At 62.1% G+C, this 25355-nt stretch carries 19 protein-coding genes; 18 read left to right on the forward strand and 1 reads right to left on the reverse strand.

Features of this window, described 5'->3' with window-relative positions:
* Window positions 1-254 precede the first annotated feature (254 nt).
* The 18 genes from hutU to ABFB52_RS02955 all read left to right on the forward strand — a co-directional run bounded on the left by hutU (window position 255) and on the right by ABFB52_RS02955 (window position 23192).
* A complete protein-coding gene (hutU, locus tag ABFB52_RS02870) occupies window positions 255-1937 on the forward strand; it encodes a urocanate hydratase (protein ID WP_039764719.1) in 1683 nt (560 codons plus the stop codon).
* Between the two features lie 77 nt (window positions 1938-2014).
* Window positions 2015-3487, forward strand: coding sequence for a cytosine permease (locus ABFB52_RS02875; protein WP_074689534.1), 1473 nt, complete (start codon window positions 2015-2017; stop codon window positions 3485-3487).
* Window positions 3488-3557: 70 nt separating this feature from the next.
* On the forward strand, window positions 3558-4526 hold the full coding sequence (locus ABFB52_RS02880) for an ABC transporter substrate-binding protein (RefSeq protein ID WP_085746394.1): 969 nt from the start codon (window positions 3558-3560) through the stop codon (window positions 4524-4526).
* 84 nt (window positions 4527-4610) lie between these two features.
* Window positions 4611-5462 (forward strand): proline/glycine betaine ABC transporter permease, encoded by an 852-nt coding sequence (locus tag ABFB52_RS02885; RefSeq protein ID WP_007952475.1) that lies wholly within the window; start codon window positions 4611-4613, stop codon window positions 5460-5462.
* Window positions 5459-6289 (forward strand): glycine betaine/L-proline ABC transporter ATP-binding protein, encoded by an 831-nt coding sequence (locus ABFB52_RS02890; protein WP_102687879.1) that lies wholly within the window; start codon window positions 5459-5461, stop codon window positions 6287-6289. Before ABFB52_RS02885 ends, ABFB52_RS02890 begins: the two co-directional genes overlap by 4 nt.
* A gap of 145 nt (window positions 6290-6434) precedes the next feature.
* Entirely contained in the window at window positions 6435-7958 is a 1524-nt protein-coding gene (gene hutH / locus ABFB52_RS02895) for a histidine ammonia-lyase (RefSeq protein ID WP_129972275.1), read from the forward strand.
* A gap of 117 nt (window positions 7959-8075) precedes the next feature.
* A complete protein-coding gene (gene hutH / locus ABFB52_RS02900) occupies window positions 8076-9608 on the forward strand; it encodes a histidine ammonia-lyase (RefSeq protein WP_129972276.1) in 1533 nt (510 codons plus the stop codon).
* Window positions 9609-9856: 248 nt separating this feature from the next.
* Complete coding sequence (gene hutI / locus ABFB52_RS02905) at window positions 9857-11062, forward strand: imidazolonepropionase (protein ID WP_129972277.1); 1206 nt, start codon at window positions 9857-9859, stop codon at window positions 11060-11062.
* A 10-nt stretch (window positions 11063-11072) separates the two neighbouring features.
* Window positions 11073-11876: an N-formylglutamate deformylase gene (hutG, locus tag ABFB52_RS02910; protein WP_129972278.1), complete on the forward strand. Its 804-nt coding sequence runs from the start codon at window positions 11073-11075 to the stop codon at window positions 11874-11876.
* Window positions 11877-12134: 258 nt separating this feature from the next.
* The gene (locus ABFB52_RS02915) at window positions 12135-13082 is read left to right on the forward strand and encodes a choline ABC transporter substrate-binding protein (RefSeq protein WP_085746399.1); all 948 of its coding nucleotides are present in this window, start codon (window positions 12135-12137) and stop codon (window positions 13080-13082) included.
* Window positions 13082-13999: an alpha/beta hydrolase gene (locus ABFB52_RS02920; protein WP_129972279.1), complete on the forward strand. Its 918-nt coding sequence runs from the start codon at window positions 13082-13084 to the stop codon at window positions 13997-13999. Before ABFB52_RS02915 ends, ABFB52_RS02920 begins: the two co-directional genes overlap by 1 nt.
* 104 nt (window positions 14000-14103) lie before the next feature.
* Complete coding sequence (gene pip / locus ABFB52_RS02925) at window positions 14104-15075, forward strand: prolyl aminopeptidase (protein ID WP_007952436.1); 972 nt, start codon at window positions 14104-14106, stop codon at window positions 15073-15075.
* On the forward strand, window positions 15072-15509 hold the full coding sequence (gene dtd, locus ABFB52_RS02930) for a D-aminoacyl-tRNA deacylase (protein WP_129972280.1): 438 nt from the start codon (window positions 15072-15074) through the stop codon (window positions 15507-15509). Before pip ends, dtd begins: the two co-directional genes overlap by 4 nt.
* Window positions 15510-15830: 321 nt before the next feature.
* Complete coding sequence (locus ABFB52_RS02935) at window positions 15831-17645, forward strand: glucan biosynthesis protein G (RefSeq protein ID WP_129972281.1); 1815 nt, start codon at window positions 15831-15833, stop codon at window positions 17643-17645.
* Entirely contained in the window at window positions 17638-20208 is a 2571-nt protein-coding gene (gene mdoH, locus ABFB52_RS02940; protein WP_102687887.1) for a glucans biosynthesis glucosyltransferase MdoH, read from the forward strand. Before ABFB52_RS02935 ends, mdoH begins: the two co-directional genes overlap by 8 nt.
* A gap of 358 nt (window positions 20209-20566) precedes the next feature.
* Window positions 20567-21364: a transporter substrate-binding domain-containing protein gene (locus ABFB52_RS02945; protein WP_039772466.1), complete on the forward strand. Its 798-nt coding sequence runs from the start codon at window positions 20567-20569 to the stop codon at window positions 21362-21364.
* Window positions 21365-21505: 141 nt separating this feature from the next.
* On the forward strand, window positions 21506-22465 hold the full coding sequence (locus ABFB52_RS02950) for an amino acid ABC transporter permease (protein ID WP_129972282.1): 960 nt from the start codon (window positions 21506-21508) through the stop codon (window positions 22463-22465).
* Window positions 22458-23192 carry an amino acid ABC transporter ATP-binding protein gene (locus tag ABFB52_RS02955; RefSeq protein WP_064592877.1) on the forward strand — a complete coding sequence of 245 codons (735 nt, stop codon included), beginning with the start codon at window positions 22458-22460 and terminating at the stop codon, window positions 23190-23192. Before ABFB52_RS02950 ends, ABFB52_RS02955 begins: the two co-directional genes overlap by 8 nt.
* Before the next feature lie 182 nt (window positions 23193-23374).
* On the opposite strand, the gene ABFB52_RS02960 is transcribed toward ABFB52_RS02955, so the two are convergent.
* Entirely contained in the window at window positions 23375-25291 is a 1917-nt protein-coding gene (locus ABFB52_RS02960) for a methyl-accepting chemotaxis protein (protein ID WP_129972283.1), read from the reverse strand.
* Window positions 25292-25355 lie beyond the last annotated feature (64 nt).

The raw sequence follows: 25355 nt of genomic DNA on the forward strand, positions 1-25355 counted from the left end.
CGCGAAAAATTTCATGAGCGCCTGAACCCTTGAATCAGGCGCTCTGCAGCCCTGTCCGGGATTTTTGTTGAACGACCCTCCAACAAGTTGGCCGCTTGATTGCATATGCTTGTATGTACAAGTAAAGACGTATGCGTATGAGTCGATCGAGACTCTCCGCAGCGTCCACTGATTCGCTTGTCGCGCACTGATGCGCACAGGCTGCTTGCCCACTGCCAGGGTTGGTTTGAATTGATCGCTGAGGAGTCTTTTTCGTGACTGACAACAAAACCACTAAGTTTCGTGACGTCGAAATCCGTGCCGCCCGCGGCAACAAGCTGACCGCCAAGAGCTGGCTGACCGAAGCGCCGCTGCGCATGCTGATGAACAACCTCGACCCGGAAGTCGCCGAGAATCCGAAAGAGCTGGTGGTCTACGGTGGCATCGGTCGCGCTGCGCGTAACTGGGAGTGCTACGACAAGATCGTCGAGAGCCTGACCAACCTCAACGAAGACGAAACCCTGCTGGTGCAATCGGGCAAGCCGGTCGGCGTGTTCAAGACTCACAGCAACGCCCCGCGCGTACTGATCGCCAACTCCAACCTGGTGCCACACTGGGCGACCTGGGAACACTTCAACGAACTCGACGCCAAAGGCCTGGCCATGTACGGCCAGATGACCGCCGGCAGCTGGATCTACATCGGCAGCCAAGGCATCGTCCAGGGCACCTACGAAACCTTCGTTGAAGCCGGTCGCCAGCACTACAACGACAACCTCACCGGCAAGTGGGTCCTGACCGCCGGCCTCGGTGGCATGGGCGGCGCCCAGCCACTGGCAGCGACCCTCGCCGGTGCCTGCTCGCTGAACATCGAATGCCAGCAGATCAGCATCGATTTCCGCCTCAAGACCCGTTACGTCGACGAGCAGGCCAAAGACCTCGACGACGCGCTGGCCCGCATCGCCAAATACACCTCCGAAGGCAAGGCCGTTTCCATCGCCCTGTGCGGTAACGCCGCTGAAATCCTTCCGGAACTGGTCAAGCGCGGCGTGCGCCCGGACATGGTCACCGACCAGACCAGCGCCCACGATCCGCTCAACGGTTACCTGCCGGCCGGCTGGACCTGGGACGAATACCGCGCCCGCGCCAAGACCGAGCCAGCTGCTGTGGTCAAGGCCGCCAAGCAATCAATGGCCGTCCACGTCAAAGCCATGCTCGACTTCCAGAAAATGGGCGTGCCGACCTTTGACTACGGCAACAATATCCGTCAGATGGCTCAGGAAGAAGGCGTCGAAAACGCATTCGATTTCCCTGGCTTCGTACCGGCCTACATCCGTCCGCTGTTCTGCCGTGGCATCGGCCCGTTCCGCTGGGCTGCGCTGTCCGGTGACCCGCAGGACATCTACAAGACCGACGCCAAAGTCAAAGAGCTGATCCCGGATGACGCCCACCTGCACAACTGGCTGGACATGGCCCGCGAGCGCATCAGCTTCCAGGGTCTGCCGGCGCGTATCTGCTGGGTTGGCCTGGGCCTGCGCGCCAAGCTCGGTCTGGCGTTCAACGAAATGGTCCGCAGCGGCGAGCTGTCGGCACCGATCGTGATCGGTCGCGACCACCTCGACTCCGGCTCGGTCTCCAGCCCGAACCGCGAAACCGAATCGATGCAGGACGGCTCCGATGCAGTCTCCGACTGGCCGCTGCTCAACGCGCTGCTGAACACCGCGAGCGGTGCGACCTGGGTGTCCCTGCACCACGGCGGCGGCGTCGGCATGGGCTTCTCCCAGCACTCGGGCATGGTGATTGTCTGCGACGGTACTGACGAAGCGGCCGAGCGTATCGCTCGCGTGCTGCACAACGACCCGGGCACCGGGGTCATGCGTCACGCCGATGCCGGTTACCAGATCGCCATCGACTGCGCCAAGGAACAAGGGCTGAACCTGCCGATGATCACCGGCAAGTGAACATCTGCGGGAGCGGGCACCCTCGCTCCCGCAGGGCCACAACAACAATAACCAGAACAATCCACAGAGGTTGAATCATGGCGGGCAACACCGATCGTGCAGGCAGTAAACCGTTGATCGAAAGGCGTTCGATCGACTACATCCCGGAAGCGGAAAGACACGGTCGTCTGTTCAGTCAGTTCACCCTGTGGATGGGTGCCAACCTGCAAATCACCGCGATTGTCACCGGGGCTCTGGCCGTGGTGCTGGGCGGCGATGTGTTCTGGTCGTTGATCGGTCTGCTGATCGGTCAACTGCTGGGCGGCGGGGTGATGGCGCTGCATGCGGCGCAAGGGCCGAAGCTTGGCCTGCCGCAGATGATTTCCAGCCGGGTGCAGTTCGGCGTTTACGGCGCGGCGATTCCGATCGTGCTGGTGTGCCTGATGTACCTCGGCTTCACCGCCACCGGGACTGTGTTGTCCGGTCAGGCGCTGGGCCAGTTGTTCGGGGTCAGCGACACCGTCGGCATCCTGCTTTTCGCCAGCGTCATCGTGGTGGTCACGGTGCTCGGCTATCGGGTGATTCACTGGATCGGCCGCATCGCCAGTGCCATTGGCGTGATTGCTTTCGTTTACCTGTTCAGCCGTCTGATGAGTCAGGTGGACGTCGGCGCACTTCTGGAAATCCGTCACTTCAGCTGGAGCAGTTTCCTGCTGGCGGTGTCGCTCGCGGCCTCCTGGCAGATCGCTTTCGGCCCGTACGTGGCGGACTACTCGCGTTACCTGCCGAGCAAGGTGTCTTCGGTGAAAACCTTCTTCGCCGCCGGTGCCGGTTCGGTAATTGGTGCGCAGGTGGCGATGATCCTCGGTGTGTTCGCGGCCGCTTCGGCCAACGGGCAATTCGCCGGTCATGAAGTCGCTTACATCGTCGGTCTGGGCGGGACCGGTGCCACCGCCGCGCTGCTGTATTTCAGCATCGCGTTCGGCAAGGTCACCATCTCCACCCTGAACTCCTACGGCAGCTTCATGTGCATCGCGACCATCATCAGCGGCTTCCGTGGCCACCTGACGGTTACCCGCATGCAGCGTCTGGTGTTCGTGCTGGTGATCGTCGGCGCGGCGACCCTGATCGCGCTGCTCGGCCAGCATTCATTCCTCGGTGCGTTCAAGTCCTTCATCCTGTTCCTGCTGGCGTTTTTCACGCCGTGGAGCGCGATCAACCTAGTGGACTACTACTGCATCACCCGCGAGCGCTATGACGTACCGGCGCTGGCGGATCCGAACGGTCGCTACGGCCGCTGGAACATCCTCGGTATCAGCGTTTACGTGTTCGGGGTGCTGGTGCAACTGCCGTTCATTTCCACCAAGTTCTATACCGGTCCATTGGTAGCGGCCCTGGGGGATGTGGATATTTCCTGGATCATCGGTCTCGTGCTGCCCGCAGCGCTGTACTACGTCTGCGCGAAAAAATGGCACGGCACCGTACCCGATCGACTGATTCTGCCCGTCGAGCAGGACAGCGTTGTACAACCTAAAACAAGCGGGGCCGGTCGCGCTGCGGCGCAGGCCTGATTTGGACGTGGACAGGGCTGGATGCCTCTTGACTGCCGTAAGCCAATTCATGATTAGGAGCGTCACAACAATGAAATCGAACAAGACCCTGCTGACCACATTGCTTTCCATGGGCCTGCTGGCCAGCGCCGGCGCGACCCAGGCCGCCGGCTGGTGCGAGTCCGGCAAACCGGTGAAATTCGCCGGCCTGAACTGGGAAAGCGGCATGCTGCTGACCGACGTTCTGCAAGTGGTGCTGGAGAAAGGTTACGACTGCAAGACCGACAGCCTGCCAGGCAATTCCATCACCATGGAAAACGCCCTGAGCAGCAACGACATCCAGATCTTCGCCGAAGAATGGGTTGGCCGCAGCGAGGTCTGGAACAAGGCCGAGAAGGCCGGCAAGGTCGTCGGTGTCGGCGCCCCGGTGGTGGGGGCGATCGAAGGCTGGTACGTGCCGCGTTACGTGATCGAAGGCGACGCCAAACGCAAACTCGAAGCCAAGGCGCCGGACCTGAAAAACATCGCCGACCTGGGCAAATACGCCGCCATCTTCAAGGACGCCGAAGAGCCTTCCAAGGGCCGCTTCTACAACTGCCCGGCCGGCTGGACCTGCGAGCTGGACAACAGCGAAATGCTGAAAAGCTACGGCCTGGAAAACAGCTACACCAACTTCCGCCCGGGCACCGGTCCGGCGCTGGATGCGGCGGTGCTGTCGAGCTACAAGCGTGGCGAGCCGATCCTGTTCTACTACTGGTCGCCAACCCCGCTGATGGGCCAGATCGACGCAGTCAAACTGGAAGAAAAAGCGGGCGTCGACAAGACCGTGACCATCAAGGTCGGTCTGTCCAAGACCTTCCACGAGCAAGCGCCGGAGCTGGTGGCCGTGCTGGAAAAGGTCAACCTGCCGATCGACCTGCTGAACCAGAACCTGGGCCGCATGGCGAAGGAACGTATCGAGTCGCCAAAACTGGCGAAAATCTTCCTCAAGGAACATCCTGAGGTCTGGCATGCGTGGGTGAGTGAAGACGCTGCCAAGAAAATCGACGCGGCGCTGTAGGTCGAATTCCTCCCGGCCAACCGAGAGGCTGGCCGGGGTGTTCGCCGCAATCGCTTGATTGAGTTTCCTGATTGAGAGCCGCTTATGTTTCCCGAAAGCTTTACCTTTTCCATCGCCGACTGGGTCAACGGTTGGGTCGATGCGCTGGTCACCAACTACGGCGATGTGTTCCGCCATATCTCCGACACCCTGCTGTGGGCCATCGTCAATCTTGAAGGCCTGCTGCGCGCCGCGCCGTGGTGGTTGATGCTGGCCATCGTCGGCGTCGTGGCCTGGCATGCGACGCGCAAAGTCGTGACCACCGCCGTGATCGTCGGTCTGTTGTTCCTGGTCGGCGCTGTCGGTCTGTGGGACAAGTTGATGCAGACCCTCGCGCTGATGATGGTGGCGACGGTCATTTCGGTGCTGATCGGCGTACCGCTGGGGATTCTCTCGGCGCGCAGCAATCGCCTGCGTTCGGTGCTGATGCCGCTGCTCGACATCATGCAGACCATGCCGAGCTTCGTGTACCTGATTCCGGTGCTGATGCTGTTCGGCCTGGGCAAGGTGCCGGCGATTTTCGCCACCGTGATCTACGCCGCGCCGCCGCTGATCCGCCTGACCGATTTGGGCATCCGCCAGGTCGACGGCGAAGTGATGGAAGCGATCAACGCCTTCGGCGCCAACCGCTGGCAGCAACTGTTCGGCGTGCAACTGCCGCTGGCCCTGCCGAGCATCATGGCCGGGATCAACCAGACCACCATGATGGCCCTGTCGATGGTGGTGATCGCCTCGATGATCGGCGCCCGTGGCCTGGGTGAAGATGTGCTGGTGGGCATTCAGACCCTCAACGTCGGACGTGGCCTGGAAGCCGGTCTGGCGATCGTGATTCTCGCAGTGGTCATCGACCGCATTACCCAGGCGTATGGTCGGCCACGGCATGAGGTGAGCAAATGAGCAACGCAACCGTGAGCAAGATCGAAGTCAAAAACGTCTTCAAGATTTTCGGCAGCCGCGCCAAGGACGCCCTGGCGATGGTCGGCCAGGGCAAGACCAAGGATCAGGTGCTGAACGAAACCGGTTGCGTGGTCGGGGTCAACGACTTGTCCCTGAGCATCGGCACCGGCGAAATCTTCGTGATCATGGGCCTGTCCGGCTCCGGAAAATCGACGCTGGTGCGCCACTTCAACCGCCTGATCGACCCGACCAGCGGCGCGATCCTGGTGGACGGCGTGGATATCCTGCAATACGACATGGACGCCTTGCGCGAATTTCGTCGGCACAAGATCAGCATGGTGTTCCAGAGCTTCGGCCTGCTGCCGCACAAGACCGTGCTCGACAACGTCGCCTACGGCCTGAAAGTGCGTGGCGAGACCAAGCAGCTGTGCGCCGAACGCGCGCTGCACTGGATCAACACCGTGGGTCTCAAGGGCTACGAAAACAAATACCCGCACCAGCTCTCCGGCGGCATGCGCCAGCGTGTGGGTCTGGCCCGGGCATTGGCGGCGGACACCGACATCATCCTGATGGACGAAGCGTTCAGTGCGCTGGATCCGCTGATCCGCGCCGAGATGCAGGACCAGTTGCTGGAGCTGCAAAAGACCCTGCACAAGACCATCGTCTTCATCACCCACGACCTCGACGAGGCCGTGCGCATCGGCAACCGCATCGCGATCCTCAAGGACGGCCGCCTGATCCAGGTCGGCACGCCGAAAGAGATCCTGCACTCGCCGGCGGACGAATATGTCGACCGCTTCGTGCAGCGGCGGGCGGCGGTGGTCTGATCTGAGTTTTGCAGTGCACAGACTGGCCTCATCGCGGGCAAGCCCGCTCCCACAGGGATTGTGTGAGCAGCGGAGATTCTGTGGGAGCTGGCTTGCCAGCGATGAGGCCGGTGAAGCTGCATCAAAATTATGGTTGAGGTAAGTGATGTCCCAGGCTGAAAAAGTCGTTATCGCCGACGCTACGATGCGTTGGCAGGATGTGGTCGCAGTCGCCCGTCACGGAGCGCAGCTCGAGCTGTCGGCGCAGACCTGGGCGCGCATTGAAAACGCGCAGGGCATCGTCCAGCGTATCGTTGCCAGCGGCGAGCGCGCCTATGGTGTGAACACCGGTCTCGGTGCGCTGTGCAACGTTTCGCTGAAAGACGAGCAGCTCAGTCAGCTGTCGCGCAACACCTTGCTCAGCCATGCCTGCGGCGTTGGTCCGGTACTGGCCGACGAGCAGACCCGCGCAATCATGTGCGCCGCGATCCGCAACTACAGCCACGGCAAATCCGGCATTCATCGTCGGGTGGTCGAAGCGCTGCTGGCGCTGCTCAATCGCGGCATCACCCCGCAAGTGCCGTCGCAGGGTTCGGTGGGTTACCTGACCCACATGGCGCACATCGGCATCGCGCTGCTGGGCGTGGGCAATGTCAGCTATCGCGGGCAGGTGGTTTCTGCGCAGCAGGCGCTGGCCGAAGAGGGCCTGCAACCGGTTCAGCTCGGGGCGAAGGACGGTCTGTGTCTGGTCAACGGTACGCCGTGCATGACCGGCCTCGGTTGCCTGGCGATCGCCGACTCCACGCGTCTGCTGCAATGGGCCGACGTGATCGGCGCCATGAGCTTCGAGGCCCAGCGCGGCCAGATCGCCGCGTTCGATGCCGAGATCATTGCGCTCAAGCCGCATCCGGGCATGCAGCAGGTCGGCGTCAATTTGCGCGCCTTGCTCGATGGCAGTGAAGTGATTGCGTCGAGCAAAGGCATTCGCACTCAGGATGCACTGAGCATCCGTTCGATCCCGCAGGTGCACGGCGCCGCCCGCGATCAGCTGGAACACGCGATCAAGCAGATCGAAACCGAACTCAACGGCTGCACCGACAACCCGTTGCTGCTGGGCACGCCGGATGACTTCCGGGTGATGTCCCAGGCCAATCCGCACGGGCAATCGGTGGCGCTGGCGGCGGATCTGCTGGCGATTGCGATGGCCGAAATCGGCTCGATTGCCGAGCGGCGTCTGGATCGCCTGATCAACCCGCACGTCAGCGGTCTGCCGGCGTTTCTGGTGGCCAATCCGGGGGTGAACTCCGGGATGATGATCGTGCAATACGTCGCCGCGTCGCTGTGCGCGGAAAACCGCCAGTTGGCGCAACCGGCGGTGCTCGACAACTATGTCACCTCGGGCCTGCAGGAAGACCACTTGAGCATGGGCACCAACGCCGCGCTGAAGCTGCACCGCGCGCTGGAAAACTGCACGCAGATCCTCGCCATCGAATACCTGCTGGCGGCCCAGGCGTTTGAATTCCTCAAGGAACAGCGATTCGGCGCCGGCACCGATACCGCCTGGCGACTGCTGCGCGAAAAAGTCCCGGCCTACGATCAGGACCGCTGGCTGGCGCCGGACATCGCCGCTGCTGCAGGCGTTCTGAAAGACCCGGATCTGCTGCACAACGCATTACCCAATCTGCACTGACAACTACCCATACCAGCGTGCCAAGGCGCGGATCGTCCAAAAGACGAGAGGCGACGGATAACGGAATGCTCCGGAGCGACTGGTAGTTAATAACAATGCCTCAAAAGGAGCATTTAAATGACTGCGCTGAACCTGATCCCCGGCCAACTGAGCCTGGCCCAACTGCGTGACGTTTATCAGAACCCGGTCAAGCTGACCCTCGACAACAGCGCCAGCGCGCAGATCGAAGCCAGCGTGGCCTGCGTCGAGCAGATCCTCGCGGAAAACCGCACCGCCTACGGCATCAACACCGGTTTCGGCCTGCTGGCCTCCACCCGCATCGCCAGCGAAGACCTGGAAAACCTCCAGCGCTCGCTGGTGCTGTCCCACGCCGCCGGCGTCGGCCAGCCGATCAGCGATGAGCTGGTGCGCCTGATCATGGTACTCAAGGTCAACAGCCTCAGCCGTGGTTTCTCCGGCATCCGTCGCGTGGTGATCGATGCGCTGATCGCCCTGATCAACGCCGAGGTTTACCCACACATTCCGCTGAAAGGTTCGGTCGGTGCCTCCGGCGACCTGGCGCCATTGGCGCACATGTCGCTGGTGCTGCTGGGCGAAGGCAAGGCGCGCTACAAGGGCGAGTGGATGGAAGCGACCGAAGCCCTGAAAGTCGCCGGTCTGACGCCGCTGACGCTGGCGGCGAAAGAAGGTCTGGCGCTGCTCAACGGCACTCAGGTGTCCACCGCATTCGCGTTGCGTGGTCTGTTCGAAAGTGAAGACCTGTTCGCTGGCGCACTGGCGCTGGGCGGTCTGACGGTGGAAGCGGTGCTCGGCTCGCGTTCGCCGTTCGATGCTCGCATCCACGCCGCCCGTGGCCAGAAAGGCCAGATCGACGCCGCTGCCGCTTACCGCGATCTGCTGGGCGAACGCAGCGAAGTCTCCGACTCGCACCAGAACTGTGAAAAGGTGCAGGACCCGTACTCGCTGCGTTGCCAGCCGCAAGTCATGGGTGCGTGCCTGACCCAGTTCCGCCAGGCCGCCGAAGTGCTGGCTGTCGAAGCCAACGCCGTATCCGACAACCCGCTGGTGTTCGCGGCCGAAGGCGACGTGATTTCCGGCGGCAACTTCCACGCCGAGCCGGTAGCCATGGCCGCTGACAACATGGCCCTGGCCATTGCCGAAATCGGTTCCCTGAGCGAGCGTCGTATCTCGCTGATGATGGACAAGCACATGTCGCAACTGCCGCCGTTCCTGGTGGCCAATGGCGGCGTGAACTCCGGCTTCATGATCGCCCAGGTGACCGCTGCGGCCCTGGCCAGCGAGAACAAGGCGCTGTCCCATCCGCATTCGGTGGACAGCCTGCCGACTTCCGCCAACCAGGAAGACCACGTGTCGATGGCCCCGGCCGCTGGCAAGCGCCTGTGGGAAATGGCTGAGAATACCCGCGGGATTCTTGCGGTGGAGTGGCTGGCGGCGGTGCAGGGGCTTGATCTGCGCAACGGCCTGAAAACTTCGGCCAAACTGGAACTGGCCCGAGGGATTCTGCGTCGCGAAGTGCCGTTCTACGAGAAGGACCGCTTCTTCGCGCCGGATATCAACGCGGCGACCGAACTGTTGGCTTCGCGGGTCCTGACTGAACTGGTTCCGGCGAAGTTGCTGCCTAGTTTGTAAGCGTTTTTTCAGGGGGATTTTTGTCGTCCGGGAAACCGATCCCCCTCACCCCAGCCCTCTCCCCCAAGGGGGAGAGGGGGAAAGGGAGCAGATCTTCATCGTTTTCAGAACCTGAGTTCGACTCAAGAATTTCAGGTCGATGTACCTCGAAAGAGCAACCCGGTCAGTCCCCTCTCCCTCCGGGAGAGGGTTAGGGTGAGGGGGCTTTTGAAGGCTGCCCACCAAACAGAATCCAACGGAGGCTCACAGTGAAAACCCTCTGGCAACACTGCCACGTCGCAACCATGGCGCAAGGCGTCTACTCGATCATCGAGGATGCGGCCATCGTGACGTCCGGTGCACTCATCGAGTGGATTGGCCCGCGCAGCCAATTGCCGTCAGGCGAATACCCGGCGGTCAATGACCTGCAAGGCGCGTGGGTCACCCCCGGCCTGATCGATTGCCACACTCACACCGTGTTCGGCGGCAACCGCAGCGGCGAGTTCGAGAAGCGCCTGCAAGGCGTCAGCTATGCCGAAATCGCAGCGGCCGGCGGCGGCATCGCCAGCACCGTGCGTGCCACGCGTGAGGCCTCGGAAGACGAGCTGTTCGCCAGCGCCGCCAAACGTCTGAAAAGCCTGATGCGCGACGGCGTGACCACGGTCGAAATGAAGTCCGGCTACGGCCTCGATCTGGCCAGCGAGCGCAAGATCCTGCGGGTCATCCGTCGCCTCGCCGACGAACTGCCGATCAGCGTGCGCAGCACTTGTCTGGCTGCTCACGCATTGCCGCCGGAATATAAAGATCGCGCCGACGATTACATCGATCACATCTGCGCCGAAATGCTGCCAGCGCTGGCCGCCGAAGGCCTGGTGGATGCGGTGGATGCGTTCTGCGAATACCTGGCGTTCTCCCCGGAGCAGGTCGAGCGGGTGTTCATCGCCGCGCAAGAACTCGGTCTGCCGGTGAAGCTGCACGCCGAACAATTGTCGTCGCTGCATGGCTCCAGCCTGGCCGCGCGCTATCACGCATTGTCCGCCGATCACCTGGAGTTCATGGACGAAGCCGACGCCATCGCCATGGCCGAATCCGACACCGTCGCAGTGCTGTTGCCGGGCGCGTTCTACTTCCTGCGCGAAACCCAGTTGCCGCCGATGGACGCCCTGCGCAAACACAAAGTGAAAATCGCCATCGCCAGCGACCTCAACCCCGGCACCTCGCCGGCGCTGTCGTTGCGCCTGATGCTGAACATGGCCTGCACTTGTTTCCGCATGACCCCGGAAGAAGCCCTGGCCGGCGCCACGATTCACGCGGCGCAAGCCCTGGGCATGGCCGATACCCACGGTTCGCTGGAAGTCGGCAAGGTCGCGGATTTTGTCGCCTGGCAGATCGACCGCCCGGCGGATCTGGCGTACTGGCTGGGTGGTGAACTGGATAAACGCGTCGTCCGTCACGGCGTTGAATCAAGTCTGTAGGAGAGCGGTTGTGGATAAGGTTCTGAACTTCAAACAAGGTCGCGTGCCGCTGCTGATCAGCATGCCCCACGCCGGTGTGCGCCTGACTCCGGCGGTCGAGGCCGGGTTGATCCCGGACGCGAAAAGCCTGCCGGACACCGACTGGCACATTCCGCAGCTCTACGACTTCGCCGCCGAACTGGGCGCCAGCACCCTGGCGGCCGAGTACTCGCGGTTCGTCATCGACCTCAACCGGCCGTCCGACGACAAACCGCTGTACGCCGGCGCCACCACCGGTCTGTTCCCGGCGACGCTGTTCGATGGCATTCCGTTGCTCAAGGAAGGCAAAGAGCCGTCGAAAGAAGAGCGTGCGACGTACCTGGAGCAGATCTGGACGCCGTACCACCGCACCTTGCAGGAAGAGCTGGCGCGGCTGAAGGTCGAGTTCGGTTACGCGCTGCTGTTCGATGCACACTCGATCCGTTCGATCATCCCGCACCTGTTCGACGGCAAGCTGCCGGATTTCAACCTTGGCACCTTCAATGGCGCCAGTTGCGATCCACAACTGGCCACACAACTGGAAGCGATCTGCGCCCGCCACGACGCTTACAGCCATGTGCTGAACGGACGCTTCAAGGGCGGCCACATCACCCGTCACTACGGCAACCCGGCCGAGAACATCCACGCCGTGCAACTGGAGCTGGGCCAGTGCACCTACATGGAAGAGTTCGAGCCGTTCCGCTACCGCGCCGATCTGGCGGAGCCGACGCGTGTGGTGCTGAAGGAATTGCTGCAAGGGCTGCTTGCCTGGGGCAAGACCCACTACACCGCATAAAACTCTGTGGGAGCGAGCTTGCTCGCGATAGCGGTCTGACAGTGAAAGTTCTGGTGACTGACACGACGCCATCGCGAGCAAGCTCGCTCCCACAGTTTTTGTGGTGACCACAGGTTTGTGCACGGCCTGGGTCGCCACCGTGCAAATCCCGGTCGCCACAGTTCGCTTTTCCCGCTCGTCTGCTGCGTAATGTTTCGGCCACGGTGCAAGAAGACACCGATCCGAACAATAACCCGCTGCCGCACGAGACGATCCCTCATGAAAAAACTGTTCACTCGTTGTGCGTTAATCCTCACCGGCAGTGCGCTGCTCAGCGCCGGCGCCCTGGCTTCCGACGATGCATCCTGCAAAACCGTGCGCATGGGCGTGGTCAACTGGACCGACGTGATCGCCACCAGCGGCATGGCCGACGTGCTGCTCAACGGCCTCGGCTACGAAAGCAAACAGACCAGCGCCGTGCAGCAAATCATCTTCGCCGGCATCCGCGACAAGCGTCTGGACATCTTCCTCGGCTACTGGAAACCGGCGATGGACAAGAACATCGCGCCGTTCCTCGCCGCCAATCAGGTCAAAGTCATGGACAAACCAAGCCTGGCCGACGCCCAGGCGACGCTGGCGGTTCCGGATTACGTGGCGGCGGCGGGGCTGAAGACCTTTGGCGACATCGCGAAATTCAAGGATCAACTCGGCGCCAAAATCTACGGCATCGAGCCCGGCAGCGGCGCCAACACCACGATCAAGACCATGATCGAAACCAACCACTTCGGCCTGAAGGATTTCAAGATCATTGAATCCGGTGAGGCCGGCATGCTCGCCGCCGTGCAACGAGCGGTAAACCGCAAGGAATTCGTGGTATTCGTCGGCTGGACCCCGCACCCGATGAACATCAACATGAAAATCACCTACCTGACCGGCAGCGAAGACGTCTACGGCCCGAACGAAGGCGCCGCCACCGTTTCCACCGTCACCGCGCCGGACTACGCCGAGCGCTGCCCGAACGTCCATCGACTGCTGGAAAACCTGACCTTCACCGCCGCCCAGGAAAGCCAGTTGATGGTGCCGATCATGGAGCGCAAGACCCCTCAGGAAGTGGCGAAGACCTGGCTGCGTGAGCATCCCGAAGATCTGCAACGCTGGCTGGCGGGTGTCAGCAGTTTTGACGGCAAGGACGGCGTGGCCACGGTTCAGGCCAGCCTGAAAAACTGATGGGCACTTATCCACTCTCGCCGTCGATGGCGGCGTTCGTCGCCAGAACCGAAAGCTTCGCCAGCGATGACAGCAGCCTCGGCGGATTGCGCAAATCCTATGACGCCATGTGCCGCGCGTTCACGCCCGAACGGCCGACGGGTCTGGAGGTGGTGGATTTCCAGTTGAGCGGGGTGGCGGTGCGTTCGTATCGCCCGCCTGTCCGGCCATCGGCCAGTGGCTGGCCGTGCGTGTTGTATCTGCACGGCGGCGGTTGGGTGGTCGGCGGGCTGGATTCCCATGACTTCATCTGCTGCGAGCTGGCGATGGCGCTCGGGGCAATGGTGGTGGCGGTGGATTACCGGCTGGCGCCGGAGCATCCGTTCCCGGCCGGTTTCGAGGATTGCCTGAGCGTCTGGCGCGCGTTGCGCAGCGGACCGTTCTGGTTCGATCCCGGACGGATGCTGGTGGCGGGCGACAGCGCCGGCGGCAATCTGGCGGCGGCGCTGTGCCTGGCGCTGCGCGATGCCGGCGAGCCGCTGCCGGGCGCGCAGGTCTTGATCTATCCGGGGATGGGAGGCGACGCACAGTTAGCGTCACGCAGCGAATGCGCCGATGCGCCGTTGCTCGCCAGCAGCGATGTCGATTGCTATCACGCCTTGTATCTGCGCGGCACCGCGAAGCCGAACGCCTATGCGATGCCGTTGCTGGCCGGGGACTTCAGCGGTTTGCCCCCGGCCTGGATTGCCGTGGCGCAGTTCGATCCATTGCGTGACGACGGCGTGTGCTACGCCGAACGGCTGAACGCGGCGGGAGTCGACGCGGTGCTGTACTACGGCGAAGGGCTGGTTCACGGCTGCCTGCGGGCGCGGCATCAGGTCGCCGAGGTCGATCGTCTCTTTGAGAACCTGCTGGGGTTCATGGCTGACAAATTGTGACAGCGCACGGGCATGCTCATTGACGTAAATCGGGTTTATGATGCCGGACGGCAGAATAATAGAAGTCCCCCCAGGGATGACCTCGACCCCTTACGGAGCGCGCAATGCAGACTTTGTTTCCGCAGATCAAACCTCACGCACGGCACGATCTGGCCGTCGATGACACCCACACGCTGTACGTCGACGAAAGCGGTTCACCGGAAGGTTTGCCGGTGGTGTTCATCCACGGAGGTCCCGGCGCCGGGTGCGACGCCCAGAGTCGCCGCTATTTTGATCCGAACCTGTATCGCATTGTCACCTTCGACCAGCGCGGTTGCGGTCGCTCCACGCCCCACGCCAGTCTGGAAAACAACACCACCTGGGATCTGGTCGAAGACCTCGAGCGTATTCGTAAACACCTGGGCATCGACAAATGGGTGCTGTTCGGCGGCTCCTGGGGTTCGACCCTGGCGCTGGCCTACGCGCAGACCCACCCGGAACGCGTGCATGGGCTGATCCTGCGCGGGATCTTTCTCTGCCGTCCGCAGGAAATCGAATGGTTCTACCAGGCCGGCGCCAGCCGTCTGTTCCCCGATTACTGGCAGGACTACCTCGCGCCGATTCCGCTGGACGAGCGTGACGACCTGCTCAGCGCTTTCCACAAACGCCTGACTGGCAACGACCAGATCGCCCAGATGCACGCGGCCAAGGCCTGGTCGACCTGGGAAGGGCGCACCGCGACCCTGCGGCCGAACCCGCTGGTGGTCGACCGTTTCTCCGAACCGCAGCGCGCCTTGTCGATCGCGCGGATCGAATGCCACTACTTCACCAACAATGCGTTTCTTGAGCCGAACCAGCTGATCCGCGACATGGGCAAGATCGCCCATCTGCCGGGCGTGATCATCCACGGCCGCTACGACGTGATCTGCCCGCTCGACAACGCCTGGGAACTGCATCAGGCCTGGCCGAACAGCGAGCTGCAGGTGATCCGCGATGCCGGCCACGCCGCGTCCGAACCGGGCATCACCGATGCACTGGTGCGCGCCGCCAGCAAAATGGCCCGTCGTCTGCTCGACCTGCCGCCCGAAGAAGCATGAAGGGTCTTTTGCAGCGCGTGAAAGGCGCGCGGGTCGAAGTGGCGGGCGAGGTGGTTGGCAGTGTCGATCAGGGTTTGCTGGTGCTGGTGGCGGTCGAACCCGACGACACGCCGGCCAGCGCCGACAAACTTCTGCATAAGCTGCTTAACTATCGAGTGTTCAGTGACGCCGAGGGCAAGATGAATCTGTCCCTGGCGGATGTGGGCGGCGGGTTGCTGCTGGTCTCTCAGTTCACCCTCGCTGCCGACACCAAAAGCGGGTTGCGCCCGAGTTTTTCGACCGCCGCCCCTCCGGCGCTGGGCGAAGAATTATTCGACTATCTATTAAGCAGAGCGAAACAGATGCATGGCACAGTGGCATCAGGTAGATTCGGCGCGGATATGCAGGTGCACCTGGTCAATGATGGCCCGGTAACCTTCCTGTTACAGACATGAAAGCGCTTGAAACATCTTTTTAAGGGCTTTTCGACTGAAAACAGGGAATTTTCGCGATAAATACTTTGTTACCCCTGATGCGTTGTCACGCGGGCTACTAGATAATCGCGCGCTACGGGGATCAGCGTTCGTTGGTCCATTTTGACTTAGGTAGAGACTTGTCCGGATCCGATTGGGGAATCATTTTGACCCAGCGGAGTCGGAACAATGCTCGCCAACTTGGCAAGGGTGCCCTGAAAGGTCGGTTTTTTTGTACCGAATCCCTCACAGGCACTTCATCTGGCCGTTGGTTTATTGATCTGTTTTCGGCGAGGGTTGCTCGTGATTGTTAGTCCCTGTAATGCAGCAAAATTGTCTGCCAAACGCTTGCGCAGCGCTCTGGTAGCGGGCTCGGCAGTACTCTGCCTGCTCAGCGCCGGCCAGCTTTGGGCATTCAATCTTGACGATGTGTCGGCCAAGGCCAAAGAGCTGGCCGGGCAGAAGTTCGAAGCCCCGCGCAGCAACCTGCCAAACGAATTCCGTGAAATGAAATTCGCGGACTATCAAAAGATTCGTTTCCGCACCGAAAAAGCCGAATGGGCCGACCAGAAGACCCCGTTCAAGCTGTCCTTCTATCATCAGGGCATGCACTTCGATACGCCGGTGAAAATCAACGAAATCACCGCGAACACCGTCGAAGAGATCAAATACGATCCTAGCCGTTTCGATTTCGGCGACCTGCAGTTCGATCCTAAGGCCACCGAACAACTGGGCTACGCCGGTTTCCGTGTCCTGTACCCGATCAACAAGGCTGACAAGCAAGACGAAATCATGACCATGCTGGGCGCGAGCTACTTCCGCGTTGTCGGCAAGGGTCACACCTACGGTCTGTCGGCCCGTGGTCTGGCGATCGATACCGCTTTGCCGTCCGGCGAAGAATTCCCGCGTTTTCGCGAGTTCTGGATTCAGCAGCCGAAGCCGGGCGACAAGCACCTGGTGATCTTCGCCCTGCTGGATTCGCCACGTGCGACCGGCGCCTACCGTCTGATCCTGCGTCCGGGCAGCGACACCATCGTCGACGTCAAGGGCCAGATGTACCTGCGTGACAAGGTCGGCAAGCTCGGCATCGCGCCGCTGACCAGCATGTTCCTGTTCGGCGCCAACCAGCCGTCGAAAGTGCTCAACTACCGTCGTGAACTGCACGACTCCAGCGGTCTGTCGATCCATGCCGGCAACGGCGAGTGGATCTGGCGCCCACTGAACAACCCGAAACATTTGGCTGTCAGCCAGTTCAGCGTCGAAAACCCGCGTGGTTTCGGTCTGCTGCAACGTGGCCGTGACTTCAGCCACTACGAAGACCTCGACGACCGCTACGACAAGCGCCCAAGCGCCTGGATCGAGCCGAAGGGCGACTGGGGCAAAGGCACCGTCGATCTGGTCGAGATCCCGACCGCCGACGAAACCAACGACAACATCGTTGCGTTCTGGAGCCCGGAAAAACTGCCGGAGCCAGGCCAGCCGCTGGACTTCGCCTACCGCATGCACTGGACCATCGACGAAGCCGCGCTGCACGCGCCGGACAGCGCCTGGGTCAACCAGACCCTGCGTTCGACCGGTGACGTCAAGCAATCGAACCTGATCCGTCAGCCGGATGGCAGCGTTGCCTACCTGGTCGACTTCGAGGGCCCGTCCCTGGCCGCCCTGGCCCCGGATGCAGACGTTCGCAGCCAGGTCAGCGTCGGCGACAACGCCGAACTGGTCGAGAACAGCGTGCGCTACAACCCGGAAACCAAGGGCTGGCGCCTGACCCTGCGGATGAAGATCAAGGACCCGAGCAAGTCCACCGAGATGCGCGCAGCTCTGGTGCAGCCAGTGGTCACCGCTGATCTGGCCAAGTCTTCGGTGCCGACGTCCAACTCGTCGGTAGCCAAGGCCGACAAGGTTGCCGCCAAGCAACAAGAGAAAGCCGACAAGGAAGCCAAGGCCGCCGAGGCCAAACAGGCCGACGCCAAGCCGGTTGCAGATGCCAAGGACAAGGCCAACAAAGACGCCAAGCAGCCAGCCGCTGCGGACGCAGCCCCAGCCACACCGGAATCGGCACCGACTGAAGAAGTCCTGACCGAGACCTGGAGCTATCAGTTGCCTGCCGATGAGTAACTCTCAAGTACAGCCAGAGACTCTGTCCGAGTACCTGGCGCATCTGCCGATGACCGACGAGCAGCGCGCGGAACTCGCGGGCTGCCAGTCCTTCAGCGAATTGCATGAACGCCTGTCGTCCAAGACCTTTGACGCGCCGACCGAAGCCGCCCAGGCTTCGGTGGGCAAGCGCCTGACCCTGAGCACCGCCGAAGAGCTGGAAGACGCGGAAATGCTGGTGCTCGACGCCAGCGGCCGGGTCAGCATGAAGGCCACGCCGCCGATCCGTCGGACCAAGGTCGTGCCGGAGCCGTGGCGCACCAACATTCTGGTGCGTGGCTGGCGCCGCCTGACCGGCCGGACCAACCCGCCGCAACCGCCGAAGGACGCCAATGTGCTGCCGGCGGCGCGGTGGCGCACGGTCGGTTCGATCCGTCGCTACATTCTGCTGGTGCTGATGCTGGGTCAGACCATCGTCGCCGGCTGGTACATGAAAGGCATCATGCCGTACCAGGGCTGGTCGTTCGTCGATCTGGAAGAAGTCCTGCATCAACCGCTGCTGCAAACCGCCACGCAAGTGCTGCCATATGCGCTGCAGACCAGCATCCTGATCATGTTCGGGATTCTGTTCTGCTGGGTGTCGGCCGGTTTCTGGACCGCGCTGATGGGCTTCCTCGAATTGCTTACCGGCCACGATAAATACCGGATCTCCGGTAAAAGTGCCGGCAACGAGCCGATTCCGAAAGACGCGCGCACCGCACTGGTGATGCCGATCTGCAACGAAGACGTGCCTCGGGTGTTCGCCGGTCTGCGCGCGACCTTCGAGTCGGTCGCCGCTACCGGCGACCTGGACCGTTTCGACTTCTTCGTCCTCAGTGACAGTAACGACACCGACATCTGCGTTGCCGAGCAGCAGGCCTGGCTGGACGTCTGCCGTGAAGCGAAGGGCTTCGGCAAGATCTTCTATCGCCGCCGTCGCCGTCGCGTCAAACGCAAGAGCGGTAACCTCGACGACTTCTGCCGTCGCTGGGGCGGTGACTATAAGTACATGGTCGTACTCGACGCCGACTCGGTCATGAGCGGCGAGTGCCTGACCAGTCTGGTGCGCCTGATGGAGGCCACTCCGGACGCCGGCATCATCCAGACCGCGCCGCGCGCTTCGGGCATGGACACGCTGTATGCACGCATGCAGCAGTTCGCCACTCGCGTGTACGGTCCGCTGTTCACCGCCGGCCTGCACTTCTGGCAGCTGGGTGAATCCCACTACTGGGGTCACAACGCGATCATCCGCATGAAGCCGTTCATCGACCACTGCGCTCTGGCGCCGTTGCCGGGCAAGGGTGCGTTCTCCGGTGCGATCCTCTCTCACGACTTCGTTGAAGCGGCGCTGATGCGCCGTGCCGGCTGGGGCGTGTGGATTGCCTACGATCTGCCGGGCAGCTACGAAGAACTGCCGCCGAACCTGCTCGATGAACTCAAGCGTGACCGTCGCTGGTGCCACGGCAACCTGATGAACTTCCGTCTGTTCCTGGTAAAAGGCATGCACCCGGTGCACCGCGCGGTGTTTCTGACTGGCGTGATGTCTTACCTGTCGGCGCCGCTGTGGTTCTTCTTCCTGGTGTTGTCGACCGCGCTGCTGGCGGTGAACACGCTGATGGAGCCGCAGTACTTCCTCGAACCGCGTCAGCTCTATCCGCTGTGGCCACAATGGCACCCGGACAAGGCGATCGCGCTGTTCTCGACGACCATCGTGCTGCTGTTCCTGCCGAAGCTGTTGAGCATCATCCTGATCTGGGCCAAGGGCGCGAAAGAGTTCGGCGGCAAGTTCAAGGTGACCCTGTCGATGCTGCTGGAGATGCTGTTCTCCATGCTGCTGGCGCCGGTGCGGATGATTTTCCACACCCGTTTCGTTCTGGCCGCGTTCCTCGGCTGGGCCGCGACCTGGAATTCTCCGCAGCGTGACGACGACTCGACGCCATGGAGCGAAGCGGTCAAGCGTCACGGTCCGCAGACCCTGCTGGGCTTCTTCTGGGCGCTGCTGGTGATCTGGCTGAACCCGAGCTTCCTGTGGTGGCTGGTGCCGATCGTCGGTTCGCTGATGCTGTCGATTCCGGTGTCGGTGATTTCCAGCCGCGTCGGTCTGGGCCTCAAATCCCGTGACGAAAGCCTGTTCCTCATCCCCGAGGAATACAATCCGCCACAGGAGCTGCTGGCCACCGATCAGTACACCCACGAAAACCGCTGGCACGCACTGAACGACGGCTTCGTCCGCGCCGTGGTCGATCCGCAGCAGAACGCCCTGGCGTGCTCGCTGGCGACCTCGCGTCACGGTCAGGCCGAGCCGATCGAATGGCTACGTCAGGAACGTGTGCGTCACGCGATCAAGGTCGGCCCGGCCGGGCTGAACAACCATGATCGCCTGCAACTGCTGAGCGATCCGGTGGCCCTGGCCCGTCTGCACGAGCAGGTGTGGGCCGAAGGTCATGCCGAGTGGCTGGACGCATGGCGGGCTTCGGTGAAAGCTGATCCTCATGCACCGCTGCTGCCGCTCAAGCCTGTGAGCTTGCAGGCGCAACCGGCCTGATGCAGAAACCCCGCGAAAGCGGGGTTTTTTATGTCCAGAAAAAGAGCCCCCCTCACCCTAACCCTCTCCCGGAGGGAGAGGGGACTGACCGAGTTGAATGCTCGAGTTACGCCGACGTGAGATACCGAGTTGAACTCCGGTCTGGAAGACAACGAAGATCGGCTCCCTTTCCCCCTCTCCCCTCTGGGGAGAGGGCTGGGGTGAGGGTCGGCCCTTGAATGTTAAACAAATCGTCCATTAAACCTTGTGCAAAAAATCGAGTGCGTTAGCATCCGTCCCCGAATTGGCGCACCCGGACAATCTTGTCCATTTCTGTCGGTTTTCGCGCCGCAAACGCAATGGTTTTGGGGACTTGAAGATGAAGAAGTATCTGTCGATGCTGCTGGTCGGCGTCACGGCACTGGTTGCAGTCAATGCGGCGCAGGCCGGCGCCATCGACGACGCGGTCAAGCGTGGCTCGTTGAAAGTCGGCATGGATCCGACCTACATGCCGTTCGAAATGACCAACAAGCGCGGCGAAATCATCGGTTTCGAAGTCGACATCCTCAAAGCCATGACCAAGGCGATGGGCGTCAAGCTGGAGCTGGTCTCCACCGGCTACGACGGGATCATCCCGGCGCTGATGACCGACAAGTTCGACATGATCGGCAGCGGCATGACCCTGACCCAGGAGCGCAACCTGCGCCTGAACTTCAGCGAACCGTTCATCGTGGTCGGCCAGACCCTGCTGATCCGTAAAGAGCTGGAAGGCACCATCAAGTCCTACAAAGACCTGAACACCGCCGACTACCGCATCACTTCCAAGCTCGGCACCACCGGCGAGATGGTCGCCAAGAAGCTGATCTCCAAGGCCAAGTACCACGGTTACGACAACGAGCAGGAAGCCGTGCTCGACGTGGTCAACGGCAAGGCTGACGCCTTTATCTACGACGCGCCGTACAACGTGGTCGCGGTGAACAAGGTCGGCGCCGGCAAACTGGTGTTCCTCGACAAGCCGTTCACCTACGAGCCGCTGGCCTTCGGTCTGAAGAAGGGCGACTACGACAGCATCAACTTCATCAACAACTTCCTGCACCAGATCCACGAAGACGGCACCTACGATCGCATCCATGACAAGTGGTTCAAGAGCACCGAGTGGCTCAAGGACATGGAATAAGGCCCGCCCGCTGATCGTTCCCACGCTTTGCGTGGGAACGCCGCCCGGGACGCTCCGCGTCCCTTAGCAAGCGTGACGCAGAGCGTCACAGGATGCATTCCCACGCAGAGCGTGGGAACGAGCGAATCAGAGAAACATTCAATGAAACAGAAAAAAGCCCAATGGCCCTGGCACGTCCTGACTGTGCTGGTGCTGGTCGGCCTGGCTGGCGCGTTGTATTACGCCACGTCGCTGATGTCCTACGAATGGCGCTGGAATCGCGTGCCGCAGTACTTCGCCTATCAGGCCGAGGAAACCCAGCGCGCGACCGACATTTCCACCGTCAGCGAACTGGTGCGCAAAAGTGGCAGCGCGCAGGTCACCCTGCGCAACGATGCCGGTGACGAGCAGCGCCTGACCGTCGACGAAAACAGCCTGCAATTCGCTCAGGGCGACGATGTGGCCGAAGGCGACGTCGTGGGCGTGACGCGGCATTGGGCGGCAGGTCCGCTGTTGTGGGGCCTGTGGACCACGCTTTGGCTGTCGGTGGTGTCCGGCGTGCTGGGTCTGCTGATCGGTCTGGCCACCGGGCTGTGCCGGCTGTCGAGCAACCCGACCCTGCGCGACCTGTCGACGATCTATGTCGAACTGGTGCGCGGCACGCCGCTGCTGGTGCAGATCTTCATTTTCTATTTCTTCATCGGCACGGTAATGAACCTGTCCCGGGAGTTCGCCGGGATCGCCGCGCTGTCACTGTTCACCGGCGCCTACGTGGCGGAAATCATCCGTTCCGGCGTGCAGTCGATTGCCCGCGGCCAGAACGAAGCAGCGCGTTCGCTGGGGCTGAGCGCTGGCCAGTCGATGCGTCATGTGGTGTTGCCGCAAGCGTTCAAACGCGTGCTGCCGCCGCTGGCCGGGCAGTTCATCAGTCTGGTCAAAGACACCTCGCTGGTGTCGGTGATCGCCATCACCGAGTTGCTGAAAAGCGGCCGTGAAGTCATCACCACGTCGTTCTCGCCGTTCGAGATCCTGTTCTGCGTCGCCGGCCTGTACCTGTTGATCAACCTGCCGCTGTCGAAAATCGCCAGCCGGCTTGAGCGGAGGCTCGCGCAAAGTGATTGAAGTCCGCGATCTGGTAAAAGTCTTCGACACCCGTGGGCAGGTGGTGCGCGCGGTGGATAACGTCAGCACTTCCGTGGCCAAGGGCGAAGTGCTGGTGGTGATCGGCCCGTCCGGTTCCGGCAAGTCGACCTTCCTGCGTTGCCTCAATGGTCTGGAAGAATTCGATTCCGGCTCGGTGAGCATCGACGGCCTGCAACTGGCCGACCCGAAAACCGACGTCAACGCCTATCGCCGCGAAGTCGGTATGGTGTTCCAGCATTTCAATCTGTTCCCGCACATGACCGTGCTGGAAAACCTGTGCCTGGCGCAGAAAGTCGTGCGCAAGCGCGGCCAGAAGGAAAGCGAGGCCAAGGCCCTGGCGTTGCTGGAGAAGGTCGGCATCGCCCAGAAGGCCCGCGAATACCCGTCGCGCCTGTCCGGCGGTCAGCAACAGCGGGTGGCGATTGCCCGGGCGCTGGCGATGGACCCCAAAGTAATGCTGTTCGACGAACCGACCTCGGCCCTCGACCCGGAAATGGTCGGTGAAGTGCTGGACGTGATGAAAAACCTGGCTGTGGAAGGGATGACCATGGTTTGCGTGACCCACGAAATGGGCTTCGCCCGGGAAGTGGCGGATCGGGTGCTGTTCTTCGATCACGGCAAACTGTTGGAAGACGCCTCGCCGGCGGAGTTCTTCGATGCGCCGAAGGATCCGCGAGCCCAGGCGTTCCTGCGGCAAGTCCTCTAAACGCAGGGCAAAAAAACGCAGCCACAGGCTGCGTTTTTTTATCACTGATCGTTCCCACGTCGAGGCGTCGAACCGTCTGCGTGGGAATGCCGCCCAGGACGCTCTGCGTCCCTTCGCAAGCGTGACGCGGAGCGTCACAGGATGCATTCCCACGCGGAGCGTGGGAACGATCGGGCGTCCACTTACACCTTGAACCGGCCCACCAGTGTTTGCAGGTGAGTGCCCAAACGCGCCAGCTCGACGCTGGAGGCCGCCGTCTCTTCACTGGCCGCCGAGGTCTGGTCCGAGACATCCCGCACGTTCAGCACGCTGCGGTTGATCTCTTCGGCCACGGCGCTCTGCTGCTCGGCCGCTGCGGCGATCTGCTGGTTCATCGCCTGAATCGCCGAGACGGTGCGGGTAATGCTTTCCAGCGAGCCACCGGCACGCCGGGTCAGCTCGACACTGCTGTCGGTCAGGGTGCGGCTGTTGTCCATGATCGTCGCCACTTGTTGGGTGCCGTTCTGCAGACCGACGATCAGCTCTTCGATCTCTTCCGTGGACTTCTGAGTGCGCTGGGCCAGGCTGCGGACTTCGTCGGCGACCACCGCAAAACCACGTCCGGCTTCACCGGCGCGGGCGGCCTCGATGGCGGCGTTGAGGGCCAGCAGGTTGGTTTGCTGGGCCACGGACTTGATCACGTCGAGCACGCTGCCGATCTTGTCGCTTTCGCGCTTGAGCTCGCCCATGGCCTCGGTGGAGTGGCCGACTTCGGCAGCCAGGCGTTCGATCTGGGCGATGGCCTCGCCAACCACCTTGTCGCCTTCACGGGCCTGCTGGTCAGCGGCGACCGCTGCTTCCGAAGCTTCCTCGGCGTTGCGCGCGACTTCCTGCACGGTGGCGGCCATTTCGTTCATGGCGGTGGCGACCTGGTCGGTTTCGACTTTCTGATTGTTCACCCCGGCGCTGGTCTGCTCGGTCACGGCGGACAACTCCTCGGCGGCGCTGGCGATCTGGGTCACGCCGTCGCTGATGCCGCCGATCAATTCGCGCAGGCCTTGAGTCATGCTCTGCATCGAGCGTTGCAGTTGGCCAAGTTCGTCACGGCGCAGGGATACCAGGTTGTGGGTCAGGTCACCGGCGGCCACACGCTCGGCAACTTTCAGGGTCTGCTCCAGCGGGATGATGATCTGGCGGGTGATCGCCCAAGCCGCGAGCAGACCGAAGGCCAGGGCCAGCAGGGTGGCGATCATCAGCATGTTTTTGGCGTGCGCGGCATCGGTGTCGCGGACGATGGTCTGGGATTCGGTGAGTTTCTTACTGACGTCGAGCAGGATGTCGCCTTGGGCCGACATGCGAGCCAGCGCCTTGGCGTTGTTCACCTGGGAGTCGCGGAACTGGCTGACGGCAGCGCGGTAAGCCTTCAGCGATTCGGTGGCCTGTTGCAGGTTGGCGATGTGTTGCTCGGGCAGTTTGCTCGGCAGGCTTTCCAGATTGTTCAGGGCGGCGGCGATGGCATCCAGCGCCGGCTGTTCGGCCTCGGCCTTGCCGCTGTAAGTGTAGCCGCGCACCTGATAGCGCGCCTGCTGCAGCAGTTTGCTCAGTTCGATCACGCTGTTGAATTGCGCGACGCTGTCGCCTTGCAGCAGGGATTTCTCGACTTCACTGACCTTGGCCACTGCATTGTCGGCGCTGGCGCCGAGTTTGCTGCGGGCGTCTTCACGCTGCACGGTGGCCTGAGTCATGTCGCCAAAGGCGCGTTTGTACTCGGCGACCGCCGCCAGTTGCTGATCGATCATGGCCACGTCGGACGGTTGCTCGATCATGCCGCGCGCGCTTTGCAGGCCGCTGTCGAGCTTGCCGAGCAGGTCGTTGACCGCGCCAGGGCCCTGTTCGCCACGGCGGGCTTCATAGTCCAGGCGTGCCAGGCGCAGGTCTTTGGTCAGCTCGTTGAGGCTGGAGATGAACCCGAGCTTGTCACCCCGGCTGATGATCCCGCTCATGCCGGTCCAGCCGGTGAAGGTGATCAACAGGGTCAGCAGCAGCACCAGGCCGAAACCGATTCCAAGCTTACGTTTAACGCTGACGTTTCCAAGACTCTCGGCTAACCAACGGTACATGCGACGACTCCCTCGGACCACTAATTGGACTTATGGAGAGGGTATCGGCCGGATGATGGCAATC

The organism is Pseudomonas sp. 9.2(2024) (assembly GCF_039695385.1).
Classification (GTDB): domain Bacteria; phylum Pseudomonadota; class Gammaproteobacteria; order Pseudomonadales; family Pseudomonadaceae; genus Aquipseudomonas; species Aquipseudomonas paraglycinae.